The organism is Streptomyces sp. GL_140, from assembly GCF_057834465.1.
This window is the reverse complement of sequence record NZ_CM174404.1, coordinates 6,072,509-6,092,782: the sequence shown is the minus strand read 5'-3', so window position 1 is coordinate 6,092,782 and position 20,274 is coordinate 6,072,509. Positions and strand designations below refer to the sequence as shown.

Here is a 20,274-nt window from a genome sequence, read left to right as displayed (position 1 = left end):
CTTCGTTCGGGCAGGCCGCTTGCCATCACTGTAGGGGCCCCCTACAGTCGTGAGCAAGCAGTCCACACACTGCTCAACAAGTCGGCCCCGGCCGGAGTTCGCACCTCCGCCGGGGCCGGCCATCCACCTGCACGAACAGGGGACAGCCATGACACACCGTACCCAGCTCAGCCAGGCCGAAGAAGCCCTCCGCCAGGCGACCCGCGACGAGACCGTCAAGGACACCGACGCCCTCTCGGACCTCATCACCGCCGTTGCCGACCGGCTCAGGCAGGAGCACCCGACCAACCCGGCCACCATCGTCGACCTCGACGACCTCGCCGCCGAAGTCACCTGGGTCCACGTCAAGCACCGCTCGTACCGCGGCCACATTGACCGCGCCCGGCACGGACTCCTCCACCGACTCGTGTTCGGGGCCCTGCTCATGCCGCGCCCCACCGAGACCCGCGGCGAGCTCGCACTTCGCCTCCTCGACTTTGCCGGGGCCGGCCGATGACCAGCCCGACCGAGGTCGCCACCCGGCGTGCCACCGTGCGCCGCCTGGCGCAGACTGGCGCATCCTCCCGGCGCATCGCCGACGAGCTCGGCGTCTCCAAGGACACCGTGCTCCGCGACCTGCGCCAGACCGAAGCAGCACCAGCCACCCACCGCGAGCGCCTGGCGCAGCGCGTGGCGCAGTCCGCCGCAGCCGTGCGCCACCTCAGCGCCGCAGTTCAGGACGTTGTCGACGCCCGCCCGGCGTACACGCTCACCGACGATGCGACAGCGGCGCACTGGGCTGGCGCACTCCGCGCCGCCGCGGCGCAGCTCCTGGCGCAAGCCGACGCGTTCGCCGACTGCTACCCGAGCGTCACCCTGGCCGACCGCGCACCCCGGAGTACCCCGTGATCACCCCAACCCTCGGCGGCGTCCTCTTCGGCATGATCTTCCTCGTCTGGGAAATCGCCCGCTGGTACCCCGGCATCAAAGCCCTCCGTGCCGACCCGGTACGCCACGCTGGCGACCTGCTCCCCTTCATCCTCTGCTGGGGCATCGGCGCTCTCAGCGTCATGGTCGTGGGCGGCATCGTCGGGTTCCTCGGCGACATCGCCCTGTGGGGCATGAACACCTTCGGCGACGGCATCCTCATCTTCGGCGTCGGCGCCAAGACCGGCACCGCACCCGGCACCGCTGCCGCACCCCTCACCGAGGGCGGCCTGTTCATGACCGCCCTCGTCCTCGTCGCGTTCATCGCCCGCCGCAACTTCGGCGCCACCGGCTCCAAATGGCGCGGCTGGCTCTCCGGAATCGGCCTCGCGCTGACCGGCAGCATTGCCCGGTATGCCGCGATCCCCCTGGCTTCCGCCGCGAACCTGTCCGGCATCTGGCTTACGGGGATGATCCGGTGAACGCTACCGAGCCGTCCACCGCTGACGAGGAGCACGCGGGCGGGCGGGTCGCGGGCGGCTGCGTCCTCGCGGTCGCCCTCGGCGGCGCCGGAGCGGTGGCCTACGCGGTCCCGGACGTCGCCTACTTCGTGACCGGGCTCCTGACGGCCGCCGGGTACCGCATGGCCCGCTCCTGGGCCGCCGGGCGCCGCACGGAAGCGAATGCGGAGCCGGTCGACATTGTGCCCGCGCTTCAGGGCCTGGCCGCGAACGGCGGCCACGTTCTTCTGACCCGGCTCCAAGAGGCCGCCGGACTGCCCGACACCAAGGCCGTGCGTGCCCTCCTCAGCGAGGCGGGAGTCCGCGTGCGGGCCGGGGTCCGCGCGGGCGGCCGCAATGGGCCTGGCGTCCATCACGACGATGTGCCGCCCCTTCCCGCACGCGAGAGTGGCGCCCCTTCCGGCGGTTGTTTGTGCAGTTCAGGGACCAACACCAACGCCAACAACGGCCCGCCGGAGGGGGCCCGAGCGGGGTTGCGTGTAGAGGCCATCGGCCAGGCCGGAGCCGTCGTCCGAGTCCCCTCCGAGTCTCGCACGTACAAGGTCGGGGGGTGAGCCACATGGACTACTGCGCAGACTGCGGATGGTGGACCAAGCCCGGCTGCGGGCACTGATGAAGTCCAAGCCCTCACCGGAGCAACGATGATGGACGGCATGAGCGAGCCGCACAGTCCCATGTACCGCCACAACCTCCGCTTCGAGAATCACAGCAAGGTCGTCGACTGGGAGCCAGGGTCCATGTGGGCCGAGCAGGTACCGACAGACGAGACCACGGTTACATGCGCGTGCGGCCTCAACACCGGAGCGGTCCCGAGCAACGAGGCACGCCTCGTCTACGAGGAGCACCGCAACCTGATCCGCGACGAGATCGCCGCCGGGACCATCGACTGAATCGAGCCACGCACGAGGGGTGTTGTACCGGCCATCCCGGGCGTAGCGTGAGCCCCACACCGCCGAGGGGGCCATCCTCGGAGAGCCCCGACCGTGCGCTGACACGGTCGGGGCTCTTCTGCACCTAGTTGCAAAACCGGCGCCCGTGCCCCATCCTGGCCTCACGTCCGGCGTGCCTGGACATCGAAGCCCCGCCACCGCGCGGGGCTTTCGCGCGTTACAGACCGGTCACACGCCAGACGCCCCCACACCCCCAGTGCAACGATGCGGCTCCACCACCGCACCAGGGGGCATCATGGGCTTCATCAACAACGCCAAGGGCGAGACCGCCGCCAAGGCAGCTGCCGCTGCATACACCGCTGGCCGCCAGGTCTTCGCCTTCAAAATCATCGAAGCGAACACGAACAGCCGCAGTACGGGCCCCATGATCGGCGTGGCTGAGCAGATCGAAGGCATCGAAAGCCAGGGCTGGCACCTCACCAACATGGCTGGCGCCGAAGGCAAGGCCCTGGGCAGCGAGCGCACCGCGCTCCTCTGCCTCTTCCGCCGCCGCCAGTAGACCCCCACGCCCAGCACACCCGGAGCCCCGCCAATACACGCGGGGCCTTCGTGCGTCACAGGTCAGTCACAGCCACCACACAGACGCCTGTACCCGGACACAGTGACGCGATGCGCACACACCACAGCATCACCATCCTCGCCGCAGCCGGCGTCCTCGCCCTCACCGCGTGCAACCCGCAGGCCACCAGCACCGGCCGGCCCGCACCCAGCAGCCCGCCGGCCGCCGCACCAACCCCCGCGAGCAGCACGCCTGCGGCGCCCAAGGCCTCAGCCCCCGCGCCCGCTCAGGGCACTGTGCCCAACGCGGTCGGTCAAGTCCTCCAGGCTGCCCAGGACAACGCGCAGGCCGTGGGCTTCTACCTCCTCGGCTCCACTGACGCCCTCGGCCAGAGTCGCCACCAAGTCCTCGACCGCAACTGGAAAGTCTGCTCCCAGACGCCCGCCGCCGGCACGATGACGGCCACGAGTACGAAGCTCGTGTTCCACACGGTCAAGCTCGAAGAGACCTGCCCCTGAGATGAACCGGAGGTGGTGACCGTGGCCGCGATGGGCGACAACCAGTACAACGGCGCCAGGGTCACCACCGAGGAACTCGACGAGCTCCGCCGCCTCCACGCGCAGGGCCTCGGCCGGAACGAGATCGGCCGCGCCATGGGCCGCAGCCAGCGCACCATCAGCGTCTACGCCGCCCGCCTCGGCCTGGCCTTCGACCGTACCGCCACCGAGGAAGCCACCCGAGCCCGCAAAGCGGACCTGGAAGAGAAGCGAGTCATCCTCGCCGAAGCCCTCACCGACGACGCGCTCGCCCTGTCCGCGCAGGTGTGGGAGCCGACGACAATCCACTCCTTCGGCGGCAAGGACCACACGTACAACAGCCGGGACATCCCCGAGCCGCTCGCCGCGGACAAGCGGTCGCTGATGGCCGCCGCCGCAGCCGCCGCCGCGCAGTCCGTACGCCTCGTCCCGCCGGCCGAAGACTCCGGGGCCGCTGACGCCCGCTCGATGCTCGGCAAGCTGTTCCAGGGCCTGGCTGAGGCGGTGAAGGAGGACCAGGGCAGCGAGGAGGCCGAAGGTGAGTCTCCTTGACGCCCTGCCCCTGTCCCGCAAACAGATCCTGTCCATCGTCCAGGCCGATGCCCGCATCAACTTGTGGGAGGGCTCGGTCCGGTCCGGGAAGACCATCGCGTCGCTGCTCCGCTGGCTGATCTACGTTGCCGACGCACCGACCGGCGGCGAGCTCGTCGTGGTCGGCCGGACCCGCGACTCCCTGTACCGCAACATCATCGGCCCGCTGATGAACAGCGACCTGTTCGGCGAGCTCGCGCAGCAGGTCAAGTACACCAACGGCGCACCCATCGCCTACATCCTCGGCCGGGCCGTCCACGTCATCGGCGCCAACGACGCCAAGGCCGAACCCAAGGTCCGCGGTATGACCTGCGCCGGCGCCTACGTCGATGAGCTGACCACCCTCCCGAAGGCGTTCTTCGACCAGCTCGTCGCCCGCTGCTCCGTCCCTGGCGCGCAGATCTTCGCGACGACCAACCCGGACAACCCGGGGCACTGGGTGAAGCGGGACTACCTGAAGCGGGCCGCCGAGACCCGGCTGTCGTCGTGGCACTTCGTCCTCGATGACAACCCGTTCCTCGACCCCGCCTACGTCGCCGCGCTCAAGTCGACCTACACCGGCCTGTTCTACCGGCGGAACATCCTCGGGCACTGGGTGCAGGCCGAGGGCGCGATCTACGACGCGTTCGACGAGCAGCGCCACGTTGTCGCAGAGGTCCCGCACATCGCCCGCTGGCTGTGCGACGCCATCGACTACGGCACGACGAACCCCTACTCCGATCTCCTGATCGGCCTCGGCGTCGACAACCGGCTGTACGTCGTGTCCGAGTACCGGTGGGACTCCCGGGCCCAGCGCCGCAAGAAGACCGACAGCGAGTACAGCCGGGCACGCCGTGCCTGGCTCCAGGGCGTGCCCCATCCGCAGACCAACGTCCTCGGCGTCCAGCCGGAGTGGACGATCGTCGACCCGTCCGCCGCCTCCTACATCGAGCAGCTTCACCGAGACGGCGTGTCCGGCGTCATGCCAGCCGACAACACCGTCCTCGACGGAATCCGGACGGTCGGCTCCCTCATCGCCGGGGACCGGCTGCGGATCCACACCTCCGCGCGCGGGTTGATCGAGGAGATCCCCGGCTACTCGTGGGACGACGAAGCCGCCGAGAAGGGCGAGGACAAGCCCATCAAGCTCGACGATCACAGCTGCGATGCGTTGCGGTACGGCGTCCGTACGACCGAGGCCCTGTGGCGGCCGCACATTCCGACTCTGCTGGAGGTGGCCGCGTGACCGTCGACCAGGCGATCAGCAACGCCGTCCGGATCCTCCAGGCTGCCGAGACCGAAACGAATCTGGCCCTCATGGAGCGCCTCGACCAACTCGCATGCTCGTGGCTGTCCATCGCCAACCTGCTGATGGAACGGGAGCGTGCCTGATGCCCCTACCCACCGCAGATCAGGCCTGGCCGCCCACAGACTCGCGCGTGCAGACCGCGATGGCCGACTGGGACGCCTGGTTCTCCGCCGACCCCGACCGGCTGGAGCAGCGCTACGAAGGCCGCGGCTACCGCAGTGGGGACCGTCCGGCGCAGTTCGCCACGGGCGTTCGGGGGCGCCTCGCCCGATGGTTCTGGGGCAACCCGACCACCGCCGGACAGAAGCGCACCAAGCTCCACGTGCCGCTCGCCGGGGACATCGCCCGGACCTCCTCCGAGCTGCTGTTCTCCGAACCCCCCAAGCTGACCAGCGCGAGCACGGCCACGCAGGACCGCCTCGACGAGCTCGTCGAGAAGGGATTGCACCCCACCCTGCTGGAGGCCGGCGAGCTCGGCGCGGCCCTCGGCGGCGTGTACCTGCGCATCGTGTGGGACGAAGACGTCGCCGACCGACCGTGGATCGCTCCCGTGGCCGCAGACTGCGCGGTCCCCGAGTTCACGTACGGGCGGCTGCGCGCCGTCACCTTCTGGACGCTCCTCGCCTCCGACGACCCCAACGACCGCAGGGTCTGGCGGCACCTGGAGCGCCACGAGCGCGGTGTCATCTACCACGGACTGTACGAGGGCGGTACAGGCAGCCTCGGCCACCCCGTCCCCCTCGAAGACCACCCCGCGACGGCCCCGCTCGCCAACATGGTTGACGCCGAGGGCGGCATCGAAACCGGCGCCCCCGACCACCTCACCGCCGCCTACATCCCCAACGTCCGCCCCGCGCGAGCCTGGCGACACATCCCGTCCGCCGCCTACTGGGGCCAGTCCGACTTTCAGGGCATCGAGGGCATCCTTGACGCCCTGGACGAGACGTACTCCTCGTGGATGCGGGACGTCCGGCACGGCAAGAGCCGCATCGTTGTTGCCAACGCCCTGCTCCAGTCCGCCGGGCCCGGCCAGGGCGCCACGTGGGACGAGGACCAAGAGATCTACTCCGGGCTGAACATGCTCCCGAGGGCGGGCGACCCCAACCCGATTACGCCCGTCCAGTTCCAGATCCGGGTAACTGAGCACCGCGACACCTGCGCCGAACTCGTCGAGCAGGCCGTACGCCAGGCCGGCTACTCCGCCTCGACGTTCGGGGCGACCGGTGACGCGGCTGCGGTCACCGCAACGGAGATCCGGGCCCGGGAACGCCGCAGCATGGCCACCCGCGCCCGCAAAGCCTTGTACTGGAAACCCGCGGTCGCCGACATCACGGCCGCGCTCCTCGCCGTCGAGGCTGGGCCGCTGTTCGGTGTCGCCGGGCTCGACCTGGAACCCCCGGACGTCGAGTTCCAGGACTCCATCAGCGACAGCCCTGGCGAGATCGCCGCAGCCGCCGAGCTGCTGCGCCGGGCCGAGGCCGCGTCCACGGACACCCTCGTCCGCATGATCCACCCCGACTGGGACGACGACCAGGTCAAGGCCGAGGTCAAAAAAATCCAGGGCGAGGCCGGACGGGTCGTTGCAGACCCGGCCATGACCGGTGCGGAAGGGGGAGGCCATGCCGGTTTCCCCAGCCCTGGCGGAGGACCTGGCCCACAGGGTCCGTGAGCTGTACGCCGCAGCCGAGGGTGTGCTCCTGGAGCGTCTCGCCGCCGCGCTGGAGGCGGACATCGACTCCCCACGGTGGGCCGAACTCAAGCTCGCCTCGATCGGCAACCTGCGAAACGCCGTCGAGGAGATCTCGGCCGCACTTCAGGACGACACCACGGGCGCGGTTGCCGAAGCCCTGATTACGGCCTACAACCGGGGTCGGCAAGCCGCTGTGGTCGAGCTCGGAGCGCTGGATATCGGTCGGGAGCTCGCCGCCCGGCGGGCCCTGCCCAATGCGCCGGCCGTCGACCGGCTCGCCGCCTCGTACGCGCAGGACACCCGCCCGCTCTACCAACGGATCACCCGGTCCGTCGTCGACACCTACCGGTCGATTGTGGCCCGGGTGTCCGGAGCCCAACTGCTTACCGGCATCACCCGCCGAGACGCCTCACAACGGGCCCTCGACCAGTTCGCGGCCCGCGGCATCACCGGCTTCACCGACTCGTCCGGCCGCAACTGGGACATGGCCTCGTACGCGGAGATGGCCGTCCGATCCGTCACGGCGCGCGCCGCGATCGAAGGCCATATCGACTCGCTCGCCGAGATCCGAATCGGGCTCGTCATCGTCTCGGACGCGCCGCTCGAATGCCCGCTCTGCCGGCCCTGGGAAGGCGAAATCCTCACCCTCGGCGCCGAGTCCGGGCCCCACACGGTTCGGGCGCAGCATGAGCTGCACGACGACGGCCGCACGATCGCCGTTCACGTCGCCGGGTCACTGATCGAGGCCCGCGCCGCTGGCCTCTTTCACCCGAATTGCAGGCACTCACTTGGCGCCTACCTGCCCGGGGTGACCACCCGACCGCCGCACCATGCGACGCCGGGCACCACCTACGAGGACACCCAACGGCAGCGGGAGATCGAGCGGCACATCCGCTCCTGGAAACGCCGGGCCGCTGCCTCGATGGACGAGCAGGCCCGCCGCAAGGCTCAGGCCAAGATCCGCGACTGGCAGAAGGCCGCGCGCGAGCACGTCGCCGCGCACGACGACATCCGCCGCAAGCCCGCGCGCGAGCAGATCAGGGCCGCCCGCTAGTCCTCGACCTCGCCGTCCTCGGCACTCGCCTCGAAGAGCGCGGCTTCAACGTCGAGCCATTCGTCGGTAGTGACCTCGCTGCCCTCCGCAGCCTCAACGACGGCACGGCTGGCAAGGGCCATCAGGGCCCTAACCACTCCGTCCTTGTCCTCCGACATTTCCCAGAGGGCCGCTTCACCGCTGGTGTCCTCGCGAAGGAACGCCTTCACCAGCCCCACAGCGGTCCGGAACGCTTCCTCGAACTCAGCTTCGTCTGTCATGTGCGGACGATATCCAGCACCGCTTACGGCCGCACGGCCGGGGCAAACCCGCATGGGAGCACACATGATCACCCCTTTCAGGCACACCCTCGCCACGCACCCGGCAGGCGCGATCCTCGGCTACCGCATGGACGGCCGACCGATCCACGTCATCGCGGGTGGCAGCGACGAGGGCGCCGGCGCCGCAGGTGGCACCCCGCCCGCCGGTGACCCCGGCACCCCGCCCGCAACGCCCCCGGCCACACCTCCGGCCGCCCCCGCCCCCGGCGGTGACGACACGGACTGGAAGGCCGAGGCCCGCAAGTGGGAGAAGTGGGCCAAAGAGAACAAGGGCGCCCGCGAAGAGCTGGACGCCCTGAAGGCTGCCAGCCAGACCGAGCAGGAGAAGGCCGTCACCGCGGCGGAGAAGTCCGGCCGCACGGCAGCCGCCGCCGAGTACGCCACCAAGCTCGCCGCCGCTGAGTTCCGGGCCGCCACCGCGGCCGCCGGGCTCGACCTCGGTGAGGCCTCCGAGCTCATCGACACCTCGCGGTTCGTTGCGGACGGCGAGGTCGACACCGACGCCATCAAGGCCGCGGTGAAGAAGCTCGCCAAGCTCGCCCCCCGCAGCCCCGGCCGGTCCGGCGCGGACCACGGGGCCGGCGGCGAGACCCCCGCGTCCCTCGACAAGCAGATCGCCGAGGCGACCGCACGGCGGGACTTTGCGACCGCCATCCGACTCAAGCGGCAACGCGCCGCGACCACATGACCTGAGGAGACACCATGGCCGGGATCACCGGGATGGGTACGACCTTCAACCTTCCCAACTACGCCGGCGAGCTGTTCGCGCTCACCCCGGATGACACCCCGCTGCTGTCCGCGATCGGCGGTCTGACCGGCGGTGGCATGACCACGGCCGTGGAGTTCGAATGGCAGACCTCCGACCTCCGCGACCCGGCTCAGCGGGTCCAGGTCGAAGGCGCGACCGCGCCGACCGCTGAGGAGCGGGTCCGCGCGAACGTACGCAACCTGGCCCAGATCCACCAGTCGAAGGTGTCCGTCAGCTACACCAAGCAGGCCGCGTTCGGGCAGCTCGCCACCCCTGGCAGCGCCCCGTTCCGGTCCGTGGACGGCGACAACCCGATCTCCACCGAGCTGGACTGGCAGATCGCGCAGGAGCTCAAGTCCATCGCCCTGGACGTGAACTTCTCGTTCATCAACGGGCGCTACAGCAATCCGACGACCAACGCGACCGCCCGCAAGACCCGCGGTCTGCTGGAGGCCATCACCACCAACCGGATCGCGCGGGCCACCGTCGTAACCGGCGCCACCTCGGCCACCGACACCGTCACCGCGACGGCGCACGGCATGTCCGACGGCGACAAGATCGTGTTCGTCATCACCGACGCCATGACCAACGTCGTCGCCGGCCGCGTCTACTACGTCGTCTCCAGCGCGACGAACACCTTCAAGGTCGCGACCACGTCCGGCGGCGCCGCGCTGACCCTGGGCACCGCCACGGGCATCTCGTACAACAAGCCCTGGGCAACGACCCTCACGTCCGACCACGTGTCGGACCTGATCCAGCTCGCCTACGACAACGGCGGCATGTCCGAGCAGGCCACCGCGACGCTCCTGTGCAACAGCATCCAGAAGCGCGCCATCACCAAGGCGTACTCCTCGGCGTACGGTCAGTACACGGAGACGTCCCGCACCGTCGGCGGCGTCAACGTCCAGACCATCGTCTCGGACTTCGGCACGCTGAACCTGATGATGGACCGGCACGTCCCGCAGGACACCATCCTCGCCGTGTCCCTGGAGCAGCTCGCCCCCGTCTTCCTCAACGTCCCCGGCAAGGGCGTCATGTTCGAGGAAGAGCTCGCCAAGACCGGCGCGTCCACTGACGTACAGCTGTACGGCGAGATCGGCCTCAAGTACGGGGCCGAGCGCGCCCACGGCGTCATGACCGGCCTGAAGGTCTGACGTGGCCATCTACGAACGACGCTCCGGCGACCACATCGCCGAGAGTGTTCAGCCGGTCCCCGGTTCGGACGCGGAAGCCGCCTACGCGGCCCTCGCCGACGACCCGGCGTCCGGCTGGCGTGTGGTCGAGGAGACCAAACCCAAGCGCACGTCCAAGGCCCAGAAGGAGGAGGGCTGATGGCCCTGACCACCACAGTCGGCGTGACCGTCGACGGGATCTACACCAAGGCTGGGGACCTGTCCACGGCCTCCGACAGCATGTCGAAGCGGTACGGCGCCTATCTGGCGAGCGGCACCGGCGCCGGAAAGGCGGACCTCCGCTTTGCGGACACGCGCACGCTCACCGCGTCCGCGACGGAGGACATCGACCTCGCGGGCAGCCTCGTGGACATCTACGGGGCGACGCTGACGTTCGCCAAGGTCAAGGCGATCATCATCTCCGCGGCGGCCGGGAACACCAACAACGTGATCGTCGGCGCGGGCACCAACCCGTGGATCACTGCCCTGAACGCCACCGGCACGCTCACCCTGCGGCCGGGCGCCTGCGTGGCGCTGTTCGCGGGCGCGGCGGATGCCACGACCTACGCGGTCACGGCGGCCACCGGCGACGTCCTGAAGGTCACCAACTCGGCGGGCTCCACGTCCGTGACGTACGACATCGTGATCATCGGCTCCAGCGCGTAGGAGGTGGCCCATGGCCCGTATCTACGCCACCGCCGAGCAGTACGAGACGTACACGGGGGCGGACGCCCCTGCGGACATCGACTCCCGGCTTGCTCGCGCGAGCCAGATGCTCGACGCGCAGGTGTTCCGGCTCTGCGCATACGCCGTCGGCGACACCGGCCTCCCCACGGACACCGTGGTCGCAGCCGCATTCGCCGACGCAGTGTGCGCGCAGGCCCAATGGGGCGTCGAGGTCGGCGACACCGTCGGGGCGGCCGGAGTGGGCTACGGCTCGGCGCAGATCGGCTCGGTCAACCTCGGCCGGTCCGTCACGGCCGTGTCCGGCGACGACTCCCCGGCCCGGCAGATCGCCCCCGCAGTGTGGGACGCGCTCCGGGCCCCGGACCTCACCCCGGACCGGATCCAGCTCGGGGCGGTGGCCTGGTGAGCACCATCCCCGGCTGGCTCCTCCGCTACACGATCACCATCGAGGCGTACACCGGCGAATCGGCGTACGGACCCCAGTACGCGGCCCCCGTCACCGCGCGGGCCTACGTCGAGGAGACGACCCGCACGGCCCGGACCAAGGACGGCGAGGAGATCACCTCGACGGCCACGAGGGTCTGGTTGTTTCCCACCCAAGCCTGCCCGCCCGAGTCGCGGGTGACGCTGCCTTCTGGGCGGGTCGCCTCGGTCATCACCTCCACCCTCTACGCGGGCGCCGGCCTGCCGACTCCGGACCACCGGGAGGTGACCTGCACGTGAGCCAGTACGCGCGCATGAGCTGGCAGGGCGGCCGCCTCGGAGCGTCCCGGCGGGGGCAGGCGGCGGCCGAGGAGGGTCTCCAGAAGGCCTTGGAGCATCTCCTCTTTGAGTCGCGGAAGCTGGTCCCGCTGGACGAGGGCACACTTGAGCGCAGTGGGCGCGTGACCCGCGACGGCCTCAACGGAGCCGTCACGTACGACACCGTGTACGCCCGGATCCAGCACGAGAACCTGGACTACAAGCACCTGCCGGGCCGCATGGCGAAATATTTGGAAATCCCGCTCAACAGGGATAAGGACGTCATGCTCCGGCTGATGGCGGTCCCCCTGCGGAGGTGGCTGCGTGGCTAGCCTCCTCGACGGTCTGGCCCGCCATCTGGCCGCTCAGGGCCTCGGCGTCTACGACGAGACCGGCGTCACCGGCAGCATTTTCCTCGAAGCCAAGCCGTCCACCCCGGACGTCTGCATCGTCCTAACCATCTACGACGACGGCGCCGAGGCCGACAGCCAACTCGGCTACGACGAGGTACCCGTGCAGGTCAAGGTTCGTGGCACTACCGACCCGCGCGTAAGCCGTGACCTCTGCCAGGACATCCGCTCAGAGCTCCACGGCCTTGGCGAAACCACCCTGCCCGACGGCACGTACTTGCTCCTCTCCCGCGCGAACCAGGCCGTGGCTGGTCTCGGCACGGACGAAAACCGGCGCCACGAGCACGTCTGCAACTGCCGGATGCGTGTTCGCAGCGTGACCGCGCACCGCGTCTGACCCCACCCCCCTTTCCTTCAGCCCGTACGGCACTGCCGGCGGGCTCCTCGCCATGCCCGGAGGAGACACAGCCATGGCAGTGAACACGTACAACGCGCGCGACGCGCGTTTTCAAATCGAGGACTACAACGCACCCGGCACGTGGGTGGATATCGCGATCGGTGCGATCAACACGTGGACCAAGAGCGAGGAGGAGGAGACCACCGACGTCACCACCTTCGGGTCCCTGGGCCAGTCCGAGTCGTACAAGATGCAGATCGGGAAGAGCGTGCAGCTGGAAGGGTTCCGGCTGCGGGACCCGGTGACTTTCGCCCTCGACCCTGGTCAGACCATCGTCGAGGGCATGAACGAGCGACTGGGTCCGGACTCGCTGACCGGCTTCCGGTACGCGCACAAGGACGACACGTCCTGGGTGGTGTTCACCAAGGCCCGCATCACGCTCGGCGACCAGGGTGGCGGCAACAACGACGAAGTGTCGTGGTCAGCGACATTCACGAGGTCCGGCCCGAGCACCACGGCGGTCAAGTCGTGACGGCCCCTCGCGCCACCAAGGCGCAGTCCTGGGAGGACTTCAAGGCCGAGGCCTTCGGGGCCCGCACCGAGATCATCGAGGGCGTCACCGTCCCGGTCCCCTCGGACATCCCGCTCAACTTCGCCGCCCTGTTCTCCACGCTCGGCGCCGAGTCGGAGATCTCCGACTTCGGTGACGCCGTCGGCCTGCTCTACGGCGAGGGCGTGTTCGAGCAGTGGGTCGAAAACGGCATGGGCGCCATCGGCCTGCTCACCGCCCTGATGTGGGGCTACATGCAGGGCAACGGCAAGACCGACGTCGAGTTCGGCGACGCATTCCAGCTCGTCACCAGCGACGACCCGGGAAAAGCAGCGGCCGCGCTCGTCGGGAACCGAGCCGCACGGCGATCGCAGTCCAAAACCACTGGTGGGCGATCGTCGCGGACTTCCGCCGCGAGTACGGGATCCCCGCGGGCGCGATCCCGCACCTAGGCGAGCGCGAGTTCTGGCACCTCGTCTGCGGTCTCTCCCCGGAAGCCATGTTCAGGCGGGTCGCGGCCGACGACCTCTCGGTCATCGATGACGACGCCCTGATCCGCGCTGCCCTTCGCAGCTGACCACGAAGGGCGGCACCCCATGGCCATGACCGTCGGTGAACTCGTCGGCTACGTCCGCGCGGACTCCTCCGACTGGACCCGCGGCCTCGCCCGCGCGGAACTTGCCGCCCAGGGATTCACCGTTGACGCGGCCGGCCGCCTGCGCAACCTTGCGGGGCACTTCGTTGCCGAAGCCTCCGTGATGAACCAGGCCCTGGGGACTGTCGAAGAGGGCCTGGAGGACGTCTCCACGCAGACCTCGGAGACTGCGGCGGTCGTCGAGGTCGAGACCCGCACCATGGCCATGCGCTTCCGGGCGCTGGCGCGCGCCGCCGACGATCTGGGAACCTCGCTCGGGGCGCGTCTCGGCCGGGCCGTGAGCAGCCTGCGCAACATCAACATCGACACCGACCGGCTCGGCTCCATGGCGGGTCGCATCAGTGGCGTCGCGATGTCCTTCGCGAAGGTCGGCGCCGCGATTGGCGCGGCCGGGCCGCTGGTGGCCGGGCTGGCCGCGACGGTGGTCCAGATCGCCCCGGCGGCTCTGGTCGCCGTGTCCGGGCTTGTGGCTCTCAAGCTGGCGACGGGCGCGCTCAAGCTGGGCATGGTGGGTGTGGGCGACGCGGTCAAGGCCGCGATGGACCCTTCGGACCCGCAGGCCTTCGAGGAGGCCATCAAGAACCTCGCACCGTCTGCCCGTGCTTTCGCGCGCGAGGTCCGCACCCTCCAGCCCCAGCTGAAGAGCATTCAGCAGACCGTGCAGCAGGAAATGTTCCGCGACCTGGACACGGTCCTCCGCGACCTGGGCAAGACCACCCTGCCGATCCTCAAGTCCCAGCTCAAAGAGACCGGCATCACCCTCAACTTCATGGCCAAGGGCGTCGGTGACGCGGCCATCGAAATGAGCCGCAACGGCACCCTCGGCAAAGCCCTCTCGGGGGCAAACGAAGGCCTCGCCAACCTGTCGCAGGCCCCCGGGCTCGTGGTCCGGGCCCTGGGCCAGGTCGCTGCAGCAGCCGCGCCCAGCTTCGCCCGGCTCACCGAAGCCGCGGGCGCCGGCCTGAACACCCTCTCCGGCCGCCTGGACAAGGCGTTCGCGTCGAACAAGATGCAGCAGGCCATCGAGGACGCGATCACCGTCTTCAAGCAGCTCTTCGACGTCGTCGGCAACGTCGGCTCGATTGTGGGGTCCGTCTTCTCTGCCGCCCGTACCACCGGCGGCGACTTCCTCGGCGTCCTCACCCAGATCACCGGGGCGATCGCGGAGGCCTTCGCCAGCCCCGCCGTGCAGGGCGCTCTCCAGGCGATCTACGGGACGATGGCGGTGCTCGCCCAAACCGTTGGCCCGCTCCTCATCACCGCGCTCAAGGCCATCGCCCCGGTGTTCACGGCGCTCGGTCCGCCCGTCCAGCGGCTCATCGAGATCCTCGGGGCCGCCCTCGGCCCGATCATCGCCGCACTCGGCCCCGTCCTGGAGGCCGCCGCGGAGGCTGTCGGCGCGCTCCTCGACGCGGTCGGCCCCCTGATCCCGGTGTTCGCGAGCCTGATCGTGGGGCTCCTGCCTGCGCTGACACCGATCCTCAAACTGGTCGCGAACGTCTTCAAAATGCTGGCCCCGCTGGTCGCGCAGCTCGCGGGTGTCCTGATGTCCGCGCTGACGCCGATCCTGGCCGCTCTGATCCCGGTCCTGGAACCGATCCTCGACGCGTTCATGACGCTCACCGAGGCCATCCTGCCGATCCTGTCGGCGCTGATCAGCGCACTCGCCCCGGTCATCACGCAGCTCGCCGGGATCTTCGCGCAGTTGATGGTGGCGCTGGCTCCGGTCATCGCACAGCTGGTGCTGCTGGTCGCGAAAGTCCTGACCGACATGACACCAATGCTGATCACCGTCATTGGCTGGATCGGCAAACTCGCCGAAATGTTCGCTGGTGAGCTCGGCCGGGTCATCAACACCGTGGTCCTGCCCGCCATCGAAGCCATCGTGGCGCTCCTCAAGGGCGACTTCAGCGGAGCGTGGGACGCCGCGAAGAGCATGCTGAGTGGCGTCCTCGACTTCTTCGTCCGAGCGTTCATTGAGCTCCCCGGCCGCGCTGGCTCGGCGCTCGCCGGACTCGCGGGCGCACTGTGGGACCGCGTCCAGGAGGCTGGCGGCCGGATGATGGACTCGGTCCGGCAGAAGAAGAACGAGTTCGTGGACTGGATCCGTGGGATCCCCAGCGCCGCCCAGAACGCCCTTGGTGACCTCGGCAGCATCCTGTGGAACGCGGGCGCCCGCCTGATCAGCGGGTTCATCGAAGGCATCCGGTCGAAGATCGGATCCATCAGGTCCACGCTCAGTGGCATTACAGGCATGTTGCCCGATTGGAAAGGGCCGGCTGATGTCGATGCCCGGATCCTTACCCCCGCCGGCCGCAGCATCATCGAGGGGTTCCAGCGGGGCATCACCGCGCAGACTCCGGCGCTTCAGCAGCAGCTCGGCGGCCTCACGGGCGCCCTGCCGGGGATGGCCCTCGGCCCAGCGGGCGCGGGCGGCCTTCAGGGAGGTGGGGGGCAGCCTCGCACGATCATCGAGTTCGAAGGACCAGAGGCCTTCAAGGCCCTGATCCGCCGCATTGTCCAGGTTGATGGGCGCGGGTCCGTCCAGACCGCTTTCGGCTAGGAGGCCCGCATGTCAGTACCCGACGCCCGCGTCGAGCTCCAGATCGCCGGCACGTGGACGGACGTCACCAACGATGCCCTCCACGCGGGCGCAATCCGGTACAGCTGGGGCCGTCGCGGGGAAGGGTCCCAAACGGACCCTGCGGCAGCCTCGTTCGCACTCCGCAACCCTGACGGCAAGTACAGCTCCCGGAACCCGGGCAGCCCGTATTTCGGGCAGTTGGGCCGCAACACGCCCGTGCGCCTTACGCACGGTGGCGGAACCGTGGGGCTTGTCATCCCGAGTGGGGTCCGAGGAGGCGCGACCACTCCCGACGCGGCAACCCTCGACATCGTGGGCGACATCGACGTCCGTGCCGATCTCACTCCAGCCCATTGGGCAGGAGCGAGCAGCGCCAACAGCTTTGGCGTCCTGGGCAAGTACAACACCACCGCGAATCAGCGCTCATGGCTGCTGTGGCTCCACGAGGACGGGGTGGCCGAGTTCCGGTGGTCCACCGACGGGACCACTACCGCCAACGCCACCTCTAGCCAGCCCGTACCGTTCGGCCCCGGCGAGCGCGGAGCCCTCCGGGCCACGTTGGACGTCAACAACGGAAGCGGCGGCTACACCGTCGTTTTCTACACCGCGCCCACCATGGCAGACCCCTGGGTACAGCTCGGCACCAGCACCGTCACCACCGCCGGCACCACATCAATCTTCAACTCGACCGCTGTTGTGGAAGTGGGGGACATCGCCACCTCCACGCTTGCGGCCACCTCCCGCCAGTACCACTCCATCGAGATCCGCAACGGGATCGGCGGATCTGCTGTCGCCAACCCGGTGTTCAGCGCGCAGGCCAGCGGCACCACTACGTTTGCTGACCCAGCCGGACGAACATGGACCGTCGGAAACGGCGCGGAAATCACCTCCCGCCGTATCCGCGCCGTCCTGGAGGCATCCTCATGGACACCACAGTGGGGTGCGGGCGGCCACGACGTCACCACCCCCGTTGAGGCGGCCGGCATCCTGCGGCGCCTCGGCCAAGGCGCGAAAGCCCTGGCCTCGCCACTGCGGCGCAGGATCCCCACGGTAGGGGCTCCGGTCGCCTACTGGCCGCTGGAGGACGGCCGGTCTGCCCTCCAGGCCTACTCGCCACTGCCGGCCGTGTCACCGCTGGCCGTATCCGGATTCGAGTTCGCCGCAGACAACACACTCCTCGGATCCGCGCCGCTTCCCCGCATCACGGCATCTGCCAGCATGCTCGGCGTGGTCCCGGCCCACACCGCTACGGGACAGTGGCTCGTTGCTTGTGTCTTCTACTGGGCGACCCCGCCCGCCTCGCCCACCGTCCTCATGGACTTCGCGACCACGGGAACTGCCGCTCGCGTCGTCCTCACCGTCGACAACGGCAGCCTCTCCCTCGACGGATATTCCAGCACCGGCGCGAGCTTGTTCAGCGTGCCTTCGGTAACCACTGGTTTCGGATTCCATGGCGCCTGGACCCGTCTGGAGATCAACGCCGAGCAGACGGGCGGGAACACCCGGTACCGGATCGGCTGGGTCGACGTGTCGGGGGGCGGCTTCGGAAACGACACCACCATCGCCGCGACCGCAGGAACCGTGACCACGATCGGCACCTCGTTCGGCGCGCTCGCGGCCGACGTGCGCCTCGGCCACCTCGGAGTGTTCGCCAGCTCGAACACATCCGTCTACGACCGTGCCGATGACGGCTGGTTCGGCGAAACCGCAGCCGCCCGATTCCGCAGGCTGGCCACCGAGGAGAACGTGCCAGCCATTGCCGGGACCGCCCCGACCCAAATGGGCCCCCAACGCTCTGAAACCCTCCTAACCCTGCTCGGCGAATGCGAGACCTCGGATGGCGGGATCCTGTACGAGGACCGGGAACGGGCGGGCCTTATCTACCGGGGCCGCACCACCTTGTACAGCCAGACCCCGAGGCTGACCATCCCCTACGCGCAGCTCGCGCCGCCGCTGAAACCGGTCGACGATGACCGGCACCTTCGCAACGACCGCACCGTGAGCCGCGTTGGCGGCTCGTCCGCGCGGGCCGTCCTGACAAGCGGTTCCCTGTCGACTGCGGCCCCGCCGTCAGGTGTCGGCACCTATGACGACTCCCAGACCATGAGTTTGGCCTCTGACGGCCAGTGCGAGGACATTGCCCACTGGCTGCTACATCGAGGCACCTGGGATGAGGCCCGGTATCCGAGCGTGCGGATCTACCTGCACAAATTCCCAACACTCATCCCGGCGGTGGCCGCGCTCCAGCCGGGCGACATCATCCGCATCACCGGTCTGCCTGCGTGGCTTCCACCTGGCCCTCTCGATCTGATGGTCGAGGGCGGCGACGAAGAGCTGAAGACGTTCGAGTGGACAGTCACGCTGGCATGCTCGCCGGCGGGCCCGTGGACCGTGGCCGTGGTCGACGACCTCGTCACCGGCCGGGCCGACACCGACGGCTCGACCCTCGCCTCGGGCGTCACGTCGACCGCGACGTCCCTGTCGGTTGCAACCGTGGGCGCACCGCTGTGGTCCACCTCGGGCGCCGAGCTCCCTGTCGACATCGAGGTCGGCGGCGAGGTCATGCGGGTGACCGCGATCTCGGGCGCGGCCAGCCCGCAGACGTTCACCGTGACCCGCTCGATCAACTCGATCGTCAAGGCGCAGTCCGCCAGCGCGGACGTTCGCCTCGACCAGGCCCCAATCATCAGCTACTGAGGAGGCGCCATGGCGTACACAGGATGGGTCGCCGGACTCCGGACCACCGCAGCCCGCCTCAACGCGATCAGCGCAATCTGGACGCCGTACACGCCCACCTGGACGTCCTCGACCGGCGCCGCGGTCTCTCTCGGCAATGGCACTCTCGACGGCGAGTACGCGCTGGACGGCGGCCTCTGCCACGTCAGGGCCTCGCTGGTGGGCGGGAGCACTACAACGTGGGGTGGCGGCCAGTTCAGGTTCGCGCTGCCCTTCGCGTGTGCTTCGCTGGCCAGCTCCAGCATGTCGTACGTCGGTAGCGCCCTGGCCCTCGACCCCGGCGGCGCCTACTACCCGGGGGTCTCGCGCGTCCTGTCCGGCGACAGCTTCGCCATGGCCCTGTCGTCGACCGCCGCGAGCGGCGCGACGCCGGGCGAGTGGAACGCCACTCGACCCTTCACCTGGGGCAACACGGACAACTTGTCCATCTGCCTCGTGTACAAGCCTGCGTAGCCACCCCGCCACCCACCGCCCCGAGCCTGATGGCCCGGGGCTTTTGTCATGTCTTGGAGGTGTCATGGCCTGGTACCCAGGCGCCGAGAAAATGGAGCTCCAACCGGAGTCCGATTCCCAGCCCGCAATTCGACCGACGCAGTTCATCATGCACTCCGTCGCAGCCCCGTGGGACGAGAATCGGATCTACGCCTACTGGCGCGATTCGACGAACCTCGAAAGTCACTTCGGCCTCGACTACGACGGCTCACTCGGCCAGTACATCGGCACCCAGACCAGGGCTGATGCCAACTACCGAGCCAACCTTCGGCCGGACGGCACCGGCGCGGTATCGATCGAGACTGCCTCGAACGACGACGCCACCGACCCGTGGACACCGGAGCAGGTCGAGCAGCTGATCCGGCTCGGCGTGTGGCTCCACCAGGAACACGGCCTCCCGCTGCGGGTGTGCCAGACCGCCGACGACCCCGGATACGGCCACCACCGGCTGCACACGGCATGGGCCGTGTCCGGCACGGACTGCCCCGGCGACGCCCGCGTGCAGCAGTTCAAAAAGATCGTCTTCCCGGGCATCGTCGCCCGCGCGACCGGCGCCCCCGACCCGTCCCAGGAGGACGACATGGCAACCCCGAACGAGCTCTGGTCCTACAAGGGCACCGGCGAACCCATCGACGCGTACGGCTACCTGGTCACCGCGAGCAAGCGGGTGGCCGTCCTGTCCGACCAGGTGGCCGCGCTGACCACGAAGGTCGCCGCGTTGGAGACCACGGGCCTCACCCCGGAGCAGGTCGCCGCCATCGCCAACGCCGTCGCGGACGTTCAGGCCGCACGCCTCACCAACTAGGA

General features: G+C 69.3%; 27 protein-coding genes. 26 read left to right on the top strand and 1 reads right to left on the bottom strand.

Annotated features, from left to right (window positions below; genetic code table 11):
• The first annotated feature begins 148 nt into the window (after nt 1-148).
• The 12 genes from AC3IYJ_RS28475 to AC3IYJ_RS28420 all read left to right on the top strand — a co-directional run bounded on the left by AC3IYJ_RS28475 (nt 149) and on the right by AC3IYJ_RS28420 (nt 8,035).
• Nucleotides 149-496: a hypothetical protein gene (locus AC3IYJ_RS28475; RefSeq protein WP_489397497.1), complete on the top strand. Its 348-nt coding sequence runs from the start codon at nt 149-151 to the stop codon at nt 494-496.
• On the top strand, nt 493-888 hold the full coding sequence (locus AC3IYJ_RS28470) for a hypothetical protein (protein WP_489397496.1): 396 nt from the start codon (nt 493-495) through the stop codon (nt 886-888). Before AC3IYJ_RS28475 ends, AC3IYJ_RS28470 begins: the two co-directional genes overlap by 4 nt.
• A complete protein-coding gene (locus tag AC3IYJ_RS28465) occupies nt 885-1,388 on the top strand; it encodes a hypothetical protein (protein ID WP_489397495.1) in 504 nt (167 codons plus the stop codon). Before AC3IYJ_RS28470 ends, AC3IYJ_RS28465 begins: the two co-directional genes overlap by 4 nt.
• Nucleotides 1,385-1,981 carry a hypothetical protein gene (locus AC3IYJ_RS28460; protein WP_489397494.1) on the top strand — a complete coding sequence of 199 codons (597 nt, stop codon included), beginning with the start codon at nt 1,385-1,387 and terminating at the stop codon, nt 1,979-1,981. The genes AC3IYJ_RS28465 and AC3IYJ_RS28460 overlap by 4 nt, the downstream gene beginning before the upstream one ends.
• 99 nt (nt 1,982-2,080) lie before the next feature.
• On the top strand, nt 2,081-2,317 hold the full coding sequence (locus AC3IYJ_RS28455) for a hypothetical protein (RefSeq protein ID WP_489397493.1): 237 nt from the start codon (nt 2,081-2,083) through the stop codon (nt 2,315-2,317).
• Between the two features lie 295 nt (nt 2,318-2,612).
• Nucleotides 2,613-2,876: a hypothetical protein gene (locus AC3IYJ_RS28450; RefSeq protein WP_489397492.1), complete on the top strand. Its 264-nt coding sequence runs from the start codon at nt 2,613-2,615 to the stop codon at nt 2,874-2,876.
• 110 nt (nt 2,877-2,986) lie between these two features.
• The gene (locus AC3IYJ_RS28445; protein ID WP_489397491.1) at nt 2,987-3,394 is read left to right on the top strand and encodes a hypothetical protein; all 408 of its coding nucleotides are present in this window, start codon (nt 2,987-2,989) and stop codon (nt 3,392-3,394) included.
• 30 nt (nt 3,395-3,424) lie between these two features.
• Entirely contained in the window at nt 3,425-3,964 is a 540-nt protein-coding gene (locus tag AC3IYJ_RS28440) for a hypothetical protein (RefSeq protein ID WP_489402958.1), read from the top strand.
• Nucleotides 3,951-5,228, top strand: a complete 1,278-nt coding sequence (locus tag AC3IYJ_RS28435) for a PBSX family phage terminase large subunit (protein ID WP_489397490.1) — start codon at nt 3,951-3,953, stop codon at nt 5,226-5,228. Before AC3IYJ_RS28440 ends, AC3IYJ_RS28435 begins: the two co-directional genes overlap by 14 nt.
• Nucleotides 5,225-5,374, top strand: coding sequence for a hypothetical protein (locus AC3IYJ_RS28430; protein ID WP_489397489.1), 150 nt, complete (start codon nt 5,225-5,227; stop codon nt 5,372-5,374). The genes AC3IYJ_RS28435 and AC3IYJ_RS28430 overlap by 4 nt, the downstream gene beginning before the upstream one ends.
• A complete protein-coding gene (locus AC3IYJ_RS28425; RefSeq protein WP_489397488.1) occupies nt 5,374-6,960 on the top strand; it encodes a phage portal protein in 1,587 nt (528 codons plus the stop codon). The genes AC3IYJ_RS28430 and AC3IYJ_RS28425 overlap by 1 nt, the downstream gene beginning before the upstream one ends.
• A complete protein-coding gene (locus AC3IYJ_RS28420; RefSeq protein WP_489397487.1) occupies nt 6,911-8,035 on the top strand; it encodes a phage minor capsid protein in 1,125 nt (374 codons plus the stop codon). Before AC3IYJ_RS28425 ends, AC3IYJ_RS28420 begins: the two co-directional genes overlap by 50 nt.
• Here the strand turns inward: AC3IYJ_RS28420 and AC3IYJ_RS28415 are convergent.
• Complete coding sequence (locus tag AC3IYJ_RS28415; RefSeq protein ID WP_489397486.1) at nt 8,032-8,295, bottom strand: hypothetical protein; 264 nt, start codon at nt 8,293-8,295, stop codon at nt 8,032-8,034. The genes AC3IYJ_RS28420 and AC3IYJ_RS28415 overlap by 4 nt on opposite strands.
• Nucleotides 8,296-8,359: 64 nt before the next feature.
• On the opposite strand from AC3IYJ_RS28415, the gene AC3IYJ_RS28410 reads away from it, so the two are divergent.
• The 14 genes from AC3IYJ_RS28410 (at nt 8,360) to AC3IYJ_RS28345 (ending at nt 20,272) form a co-directional block, all read left to right on the top strand.
• Nucleotides 8,360-9,043, top strand: coding sequence for a hypothetical protein (locus tag AC3IYJ_RS28410; protein WP_489397485.1), 684 nt, complete (start codon nt 8,360-8,362; stop codon nt 9,041-9,043).
• A gap of 14 nt (nt 9,044-9,057) precedes the next feature.
• Nucleotides 9,058-10,257 carry an SU10 major capsid protein gene (locus tag AC3IYJ_RS28405; RefSeq protein WP_489397484.1) on the top strand — a complete coding sequence of 400 codons (1,200 nt, stop codon included), beginning with the start codon at nt 9,058-9,060 and terminating at the stop codon, nt 10,255-10,257.
• Nucleotide 10,258: 1 nt separating this feature from the next.
• Nucleotides 10,259-10,435 (top strand): hypothetical protein, encoded by a 177-nt coding sequence (locus tag AC3IYJ_RS28400; protein ID WP_489397483.1) that lies wholly within the window; start codon nt 10,259-10,261, stop codon nt 10,433-10,435.
• Nucleotides 10,435-10,941, top strand: coding sequence for a hypothetical protein (locus tag AC3IYJ_RS28395; protein WP_489397482.1), 507 nt, complete (start codon nt 10,435-10,437; stop codon nt 10,939-10,941). Before AC3IYJ_RS28400 ends, AC3IYJ_RS28395 begins: the two co-directional genes overlap by 1 nt.
• A 10-nt stretch (nt 10,942-10,951) precedes the next feature.
• Nucleotides 10,952-11,368, top strand: coding sequence for a hypothetical protein (locus AC3IYJ_RS28390; RefSeq protein ID WP_489397481.1), 417 nt, complete (start codon nt 10,952-10,954; stop codon nt 11,366-11,368).
• Complete coding sequence (locus AC3IYJ_RS28385) at nt 11,365-11,685, top strand: hypothetical protein (protein ID WP_489397480.1); 321 nt, start codon at nt 11,365-11,367, stop codon at nt 11,683-11,685. Before AC3IYJ_RS28390 ends, AC3IYJ_RS28385 begins: the two co-directional genes overlap by 4 nt.
• Nucleotides 11,682-12,035: a hypothetical protein gene (locus AC3IYJ_RS28380; RefSeq protein WP_489397479.1), complete on the top strand. Its 354-nt coding sequence runs from the start codon at nt 11,682-11,684 to the stop codon at nt 12,033-12,035. Before AC3IYJ_RS28385 ends, AC3IYJ_RS28380 begins: the two co-directional genes overlap by 4 nt.
• Entirely contained in the window at nt 12,028-12,450 is a 423-nt protein-coding gene (locus tag AC3IYJ_RS28375; protein ID WP_489397478.1) for a minor capsid protein, read from the top strand. Before AC3IYJ_RS28380 ends, AC3IYJ_RS28375 begins: the two co-directional genes overlap by 8 nt.
• Nucleotides 12,451-12,523: 73 nt before the next feature.
• Nucleotides 12,524-12,982: a phage tail tube protein gene (locus AC3IYJ_RS28370; RefSeq protein WP_489397477.1), complete on the top strand. Its 459-nt coding sequence runs from the start codon at nt 12,524-12,526 to the stop codon at nt 12,980-12,982.
• Nucleotides 12,979-13,452: a hypothetical protein gene (locus tag AC3IYJ_RS28365; RefSeq protein WP_489397476.1), complete on the top strand. Its 474-nt coding sequence runs from the start codon at nt 12,979-12,981 to the stop codon at nt 13,450-13,452. The genes AC3IYJ_RS28370 and AC3IYJ_RS28365 overlap by 4 nt, the downstream gene beginning before the upstream one ends.
• 144 nt (nt 13,453-13,596) lie before the next feature.
• Nucleotides 13,597-16,218, top strand: a complete 2,622-nt coding sequence (locus AC3IYJ_RS28360; protein WP_489397475.1) for a phage tail protein — start codon at nt 13,597-13,599, stop codon at nt 16,216-16,218.
• A gap of 9 nt (nt 16,219-16,227) precedes the next feature.
• Complete coding sequence (locus AC3IYJ_RS28355; RefSeq protein WP_489397474.1) at nt 16,228-18,936, top strand: hypothetical protein; 2,709 nt, start codon at nt 16,228-16,230, stop codon at nt 18,934-18,936.
• 9 nt (nt 18,937-18,945) lie between these two features.
• Entirely contained in the window at nt 18,946-19,428 is a 483-nt protein-coding gene (locus AC3IYJ_RS28350; RefSeq protein WP_489397473.1) for a hypothetical protein, read from the top strand.
• Between the two features lie 64 nt (nt 19,429-19,492).
• Entirely contained in the window at nt 19,493-20,272 is a 780-nt protein-coding gene (locus AC3IYJ_RS28345; RefSeq protein ID WP_489397472.1) for a peptidoglycan recognition protein family protein, read from the top strand.
• Nucleotides 20,273-20,274: the final 2 nt, after the last annotated feature.

What these genes read in the sequence shown, in the direction of transcription:
- AC3IYJ_RS28360 (WP_489397475.1), top strand. Translation starts at nt 13,597, where the DNA reads ATGGCCATGACCGTCGGTGAACTCGTCGGCTACGTCCGCGCGGACTCC.
- AC3IYJ_RS28355 (WP_489397474.1), top strand. Translation starts at nt 16,228, where the DNA reads ATGTCAGTACCCGACGCCCGCGTCGAGCTCCAGATCGCCGGCACGTGG.
- AC3IYJ_RS28475 (WP_489397497.1), top strand. Translation starts at nt 149, where the DNA reads ATGACACACCGTACCCAGCTCAGCCAGGCCGAAGAAGCCCTCCGCCAG.
- AC3IYJ_RS28415 (WP_489397486.1), bottom strand. Translation starts at nt 8,295, where the DNA reads ATGACAGACGAAGCTGAGTTCGAGGAAGCGTTCCGGACCGCTGTGGGG.
- AC3IYJ_RS28445 (WP_489397491.1), top strand. Translation starts at nt 2,987, where the DNA reads ATGCGCACACACCACAGCATCACCATCCTCGCCGCAGCCGGCGTCCTC.
- AC3IYJ_RS28470 (WP_489397496.1), top strand. Translation starts at nt 493, where the DNA reads ATGACCAGCCCGACCGAGGTCGCCACCCGGCGTGCCACCGTGCGCCGC.
- AC3IYJ_RS28370 (WP_489397477.1), top strand. Translation starts at nt 12,524, where the DNA reads ATGGCAGTGAACACGTACAACGCGCGCGACGCGCGTTTTCAAATCGAG.
- AC3IYJ_RS28425 (WP_489397488.1), top strand. Translation starts at nt 5,374, where the DNA reads ATGCCCCTACCCACCGCAGATCAGGCCTGGCCGCCCACAGACTCGCGC.
- AC3IYJ_RS28450 (WP_489397492.1), top strand. Translation starts at nt 2,613, where the DNA reads ATGGGCTTCATCAACAACGCCAAGGGCGAGACCGCCGCCAAGGCAGCT.
- AC3IYJ_RS28455 (WP_489397493.1), top strand. Translation starts at nt 2,081, where the DNA reads ATGAGCGAGCCGCACAGTCCCATGTACCGCCACAACCTCCGCTTCGAG.
- AC3IYJ_RS28345 (WP_489397472.1), top strand. Translation starts at nt 19,493, where the DNA reads ATGGCCTGGTACCCAGGCGCCGAGAAAATGGAGCTCCAACCGGAGTCC.
- AC3IYJ_RS28420 (WP_489397487.1), top strand. Translation starts at nt 6,911, where the DNA reads ATGCCGGTTTCCCCAGCCCTGGCGGAGGACCTGGCCCACAGGGTCCGT.
- AC3IYJ_RS28405 (WP_489397484.1), top strand. Translation starts at nt 9,058, where the DNA reads ATGGCCGGGATCACCGGGATGGGTACGACCTTCAACCTTCCCAACTAC.
- AC3IYJ_RS28410 (WP_489397485.1), top strand. Translation starts at nt 8,360, where the DNA reads ATGATCACCCCTTTCAGGCACACCCTCGCCACGCACCCGGCAGGCGCG.
- AC3IYJ_RS28440 (WP_489402958.1), top strand. Translation starts at nt 3,425, where the DNA reads ATGGGCGACAACCAGTACAACGGCGCCAGGGTCACCACCGAGGAACTC.
- AC3IYJ_RS28395 (WP_489397482.1), top strand. Translation starts at nt 10,435, where the DNA reads ATGGCCCTGACCACCACAGTCGGCGTGACCGTCGACGGGATCTACACC.
- AC3IYJ_RS28350 (WP_489397473.1), top strand. Translation starts at nt 18,946, where the DNA reads ATGGCGTACACAGGATGGGTCGCCGGACTCCGGACCACCGCAGCCCGC.
- AC3IYJ_RS28390 (WP_489397481.1), top strand. Translation starts at nt 10,952, where the DNA reads ATGGCCCGTATCTACGCCACCGCCGAGCAGTACGAGACGTACACGGGG.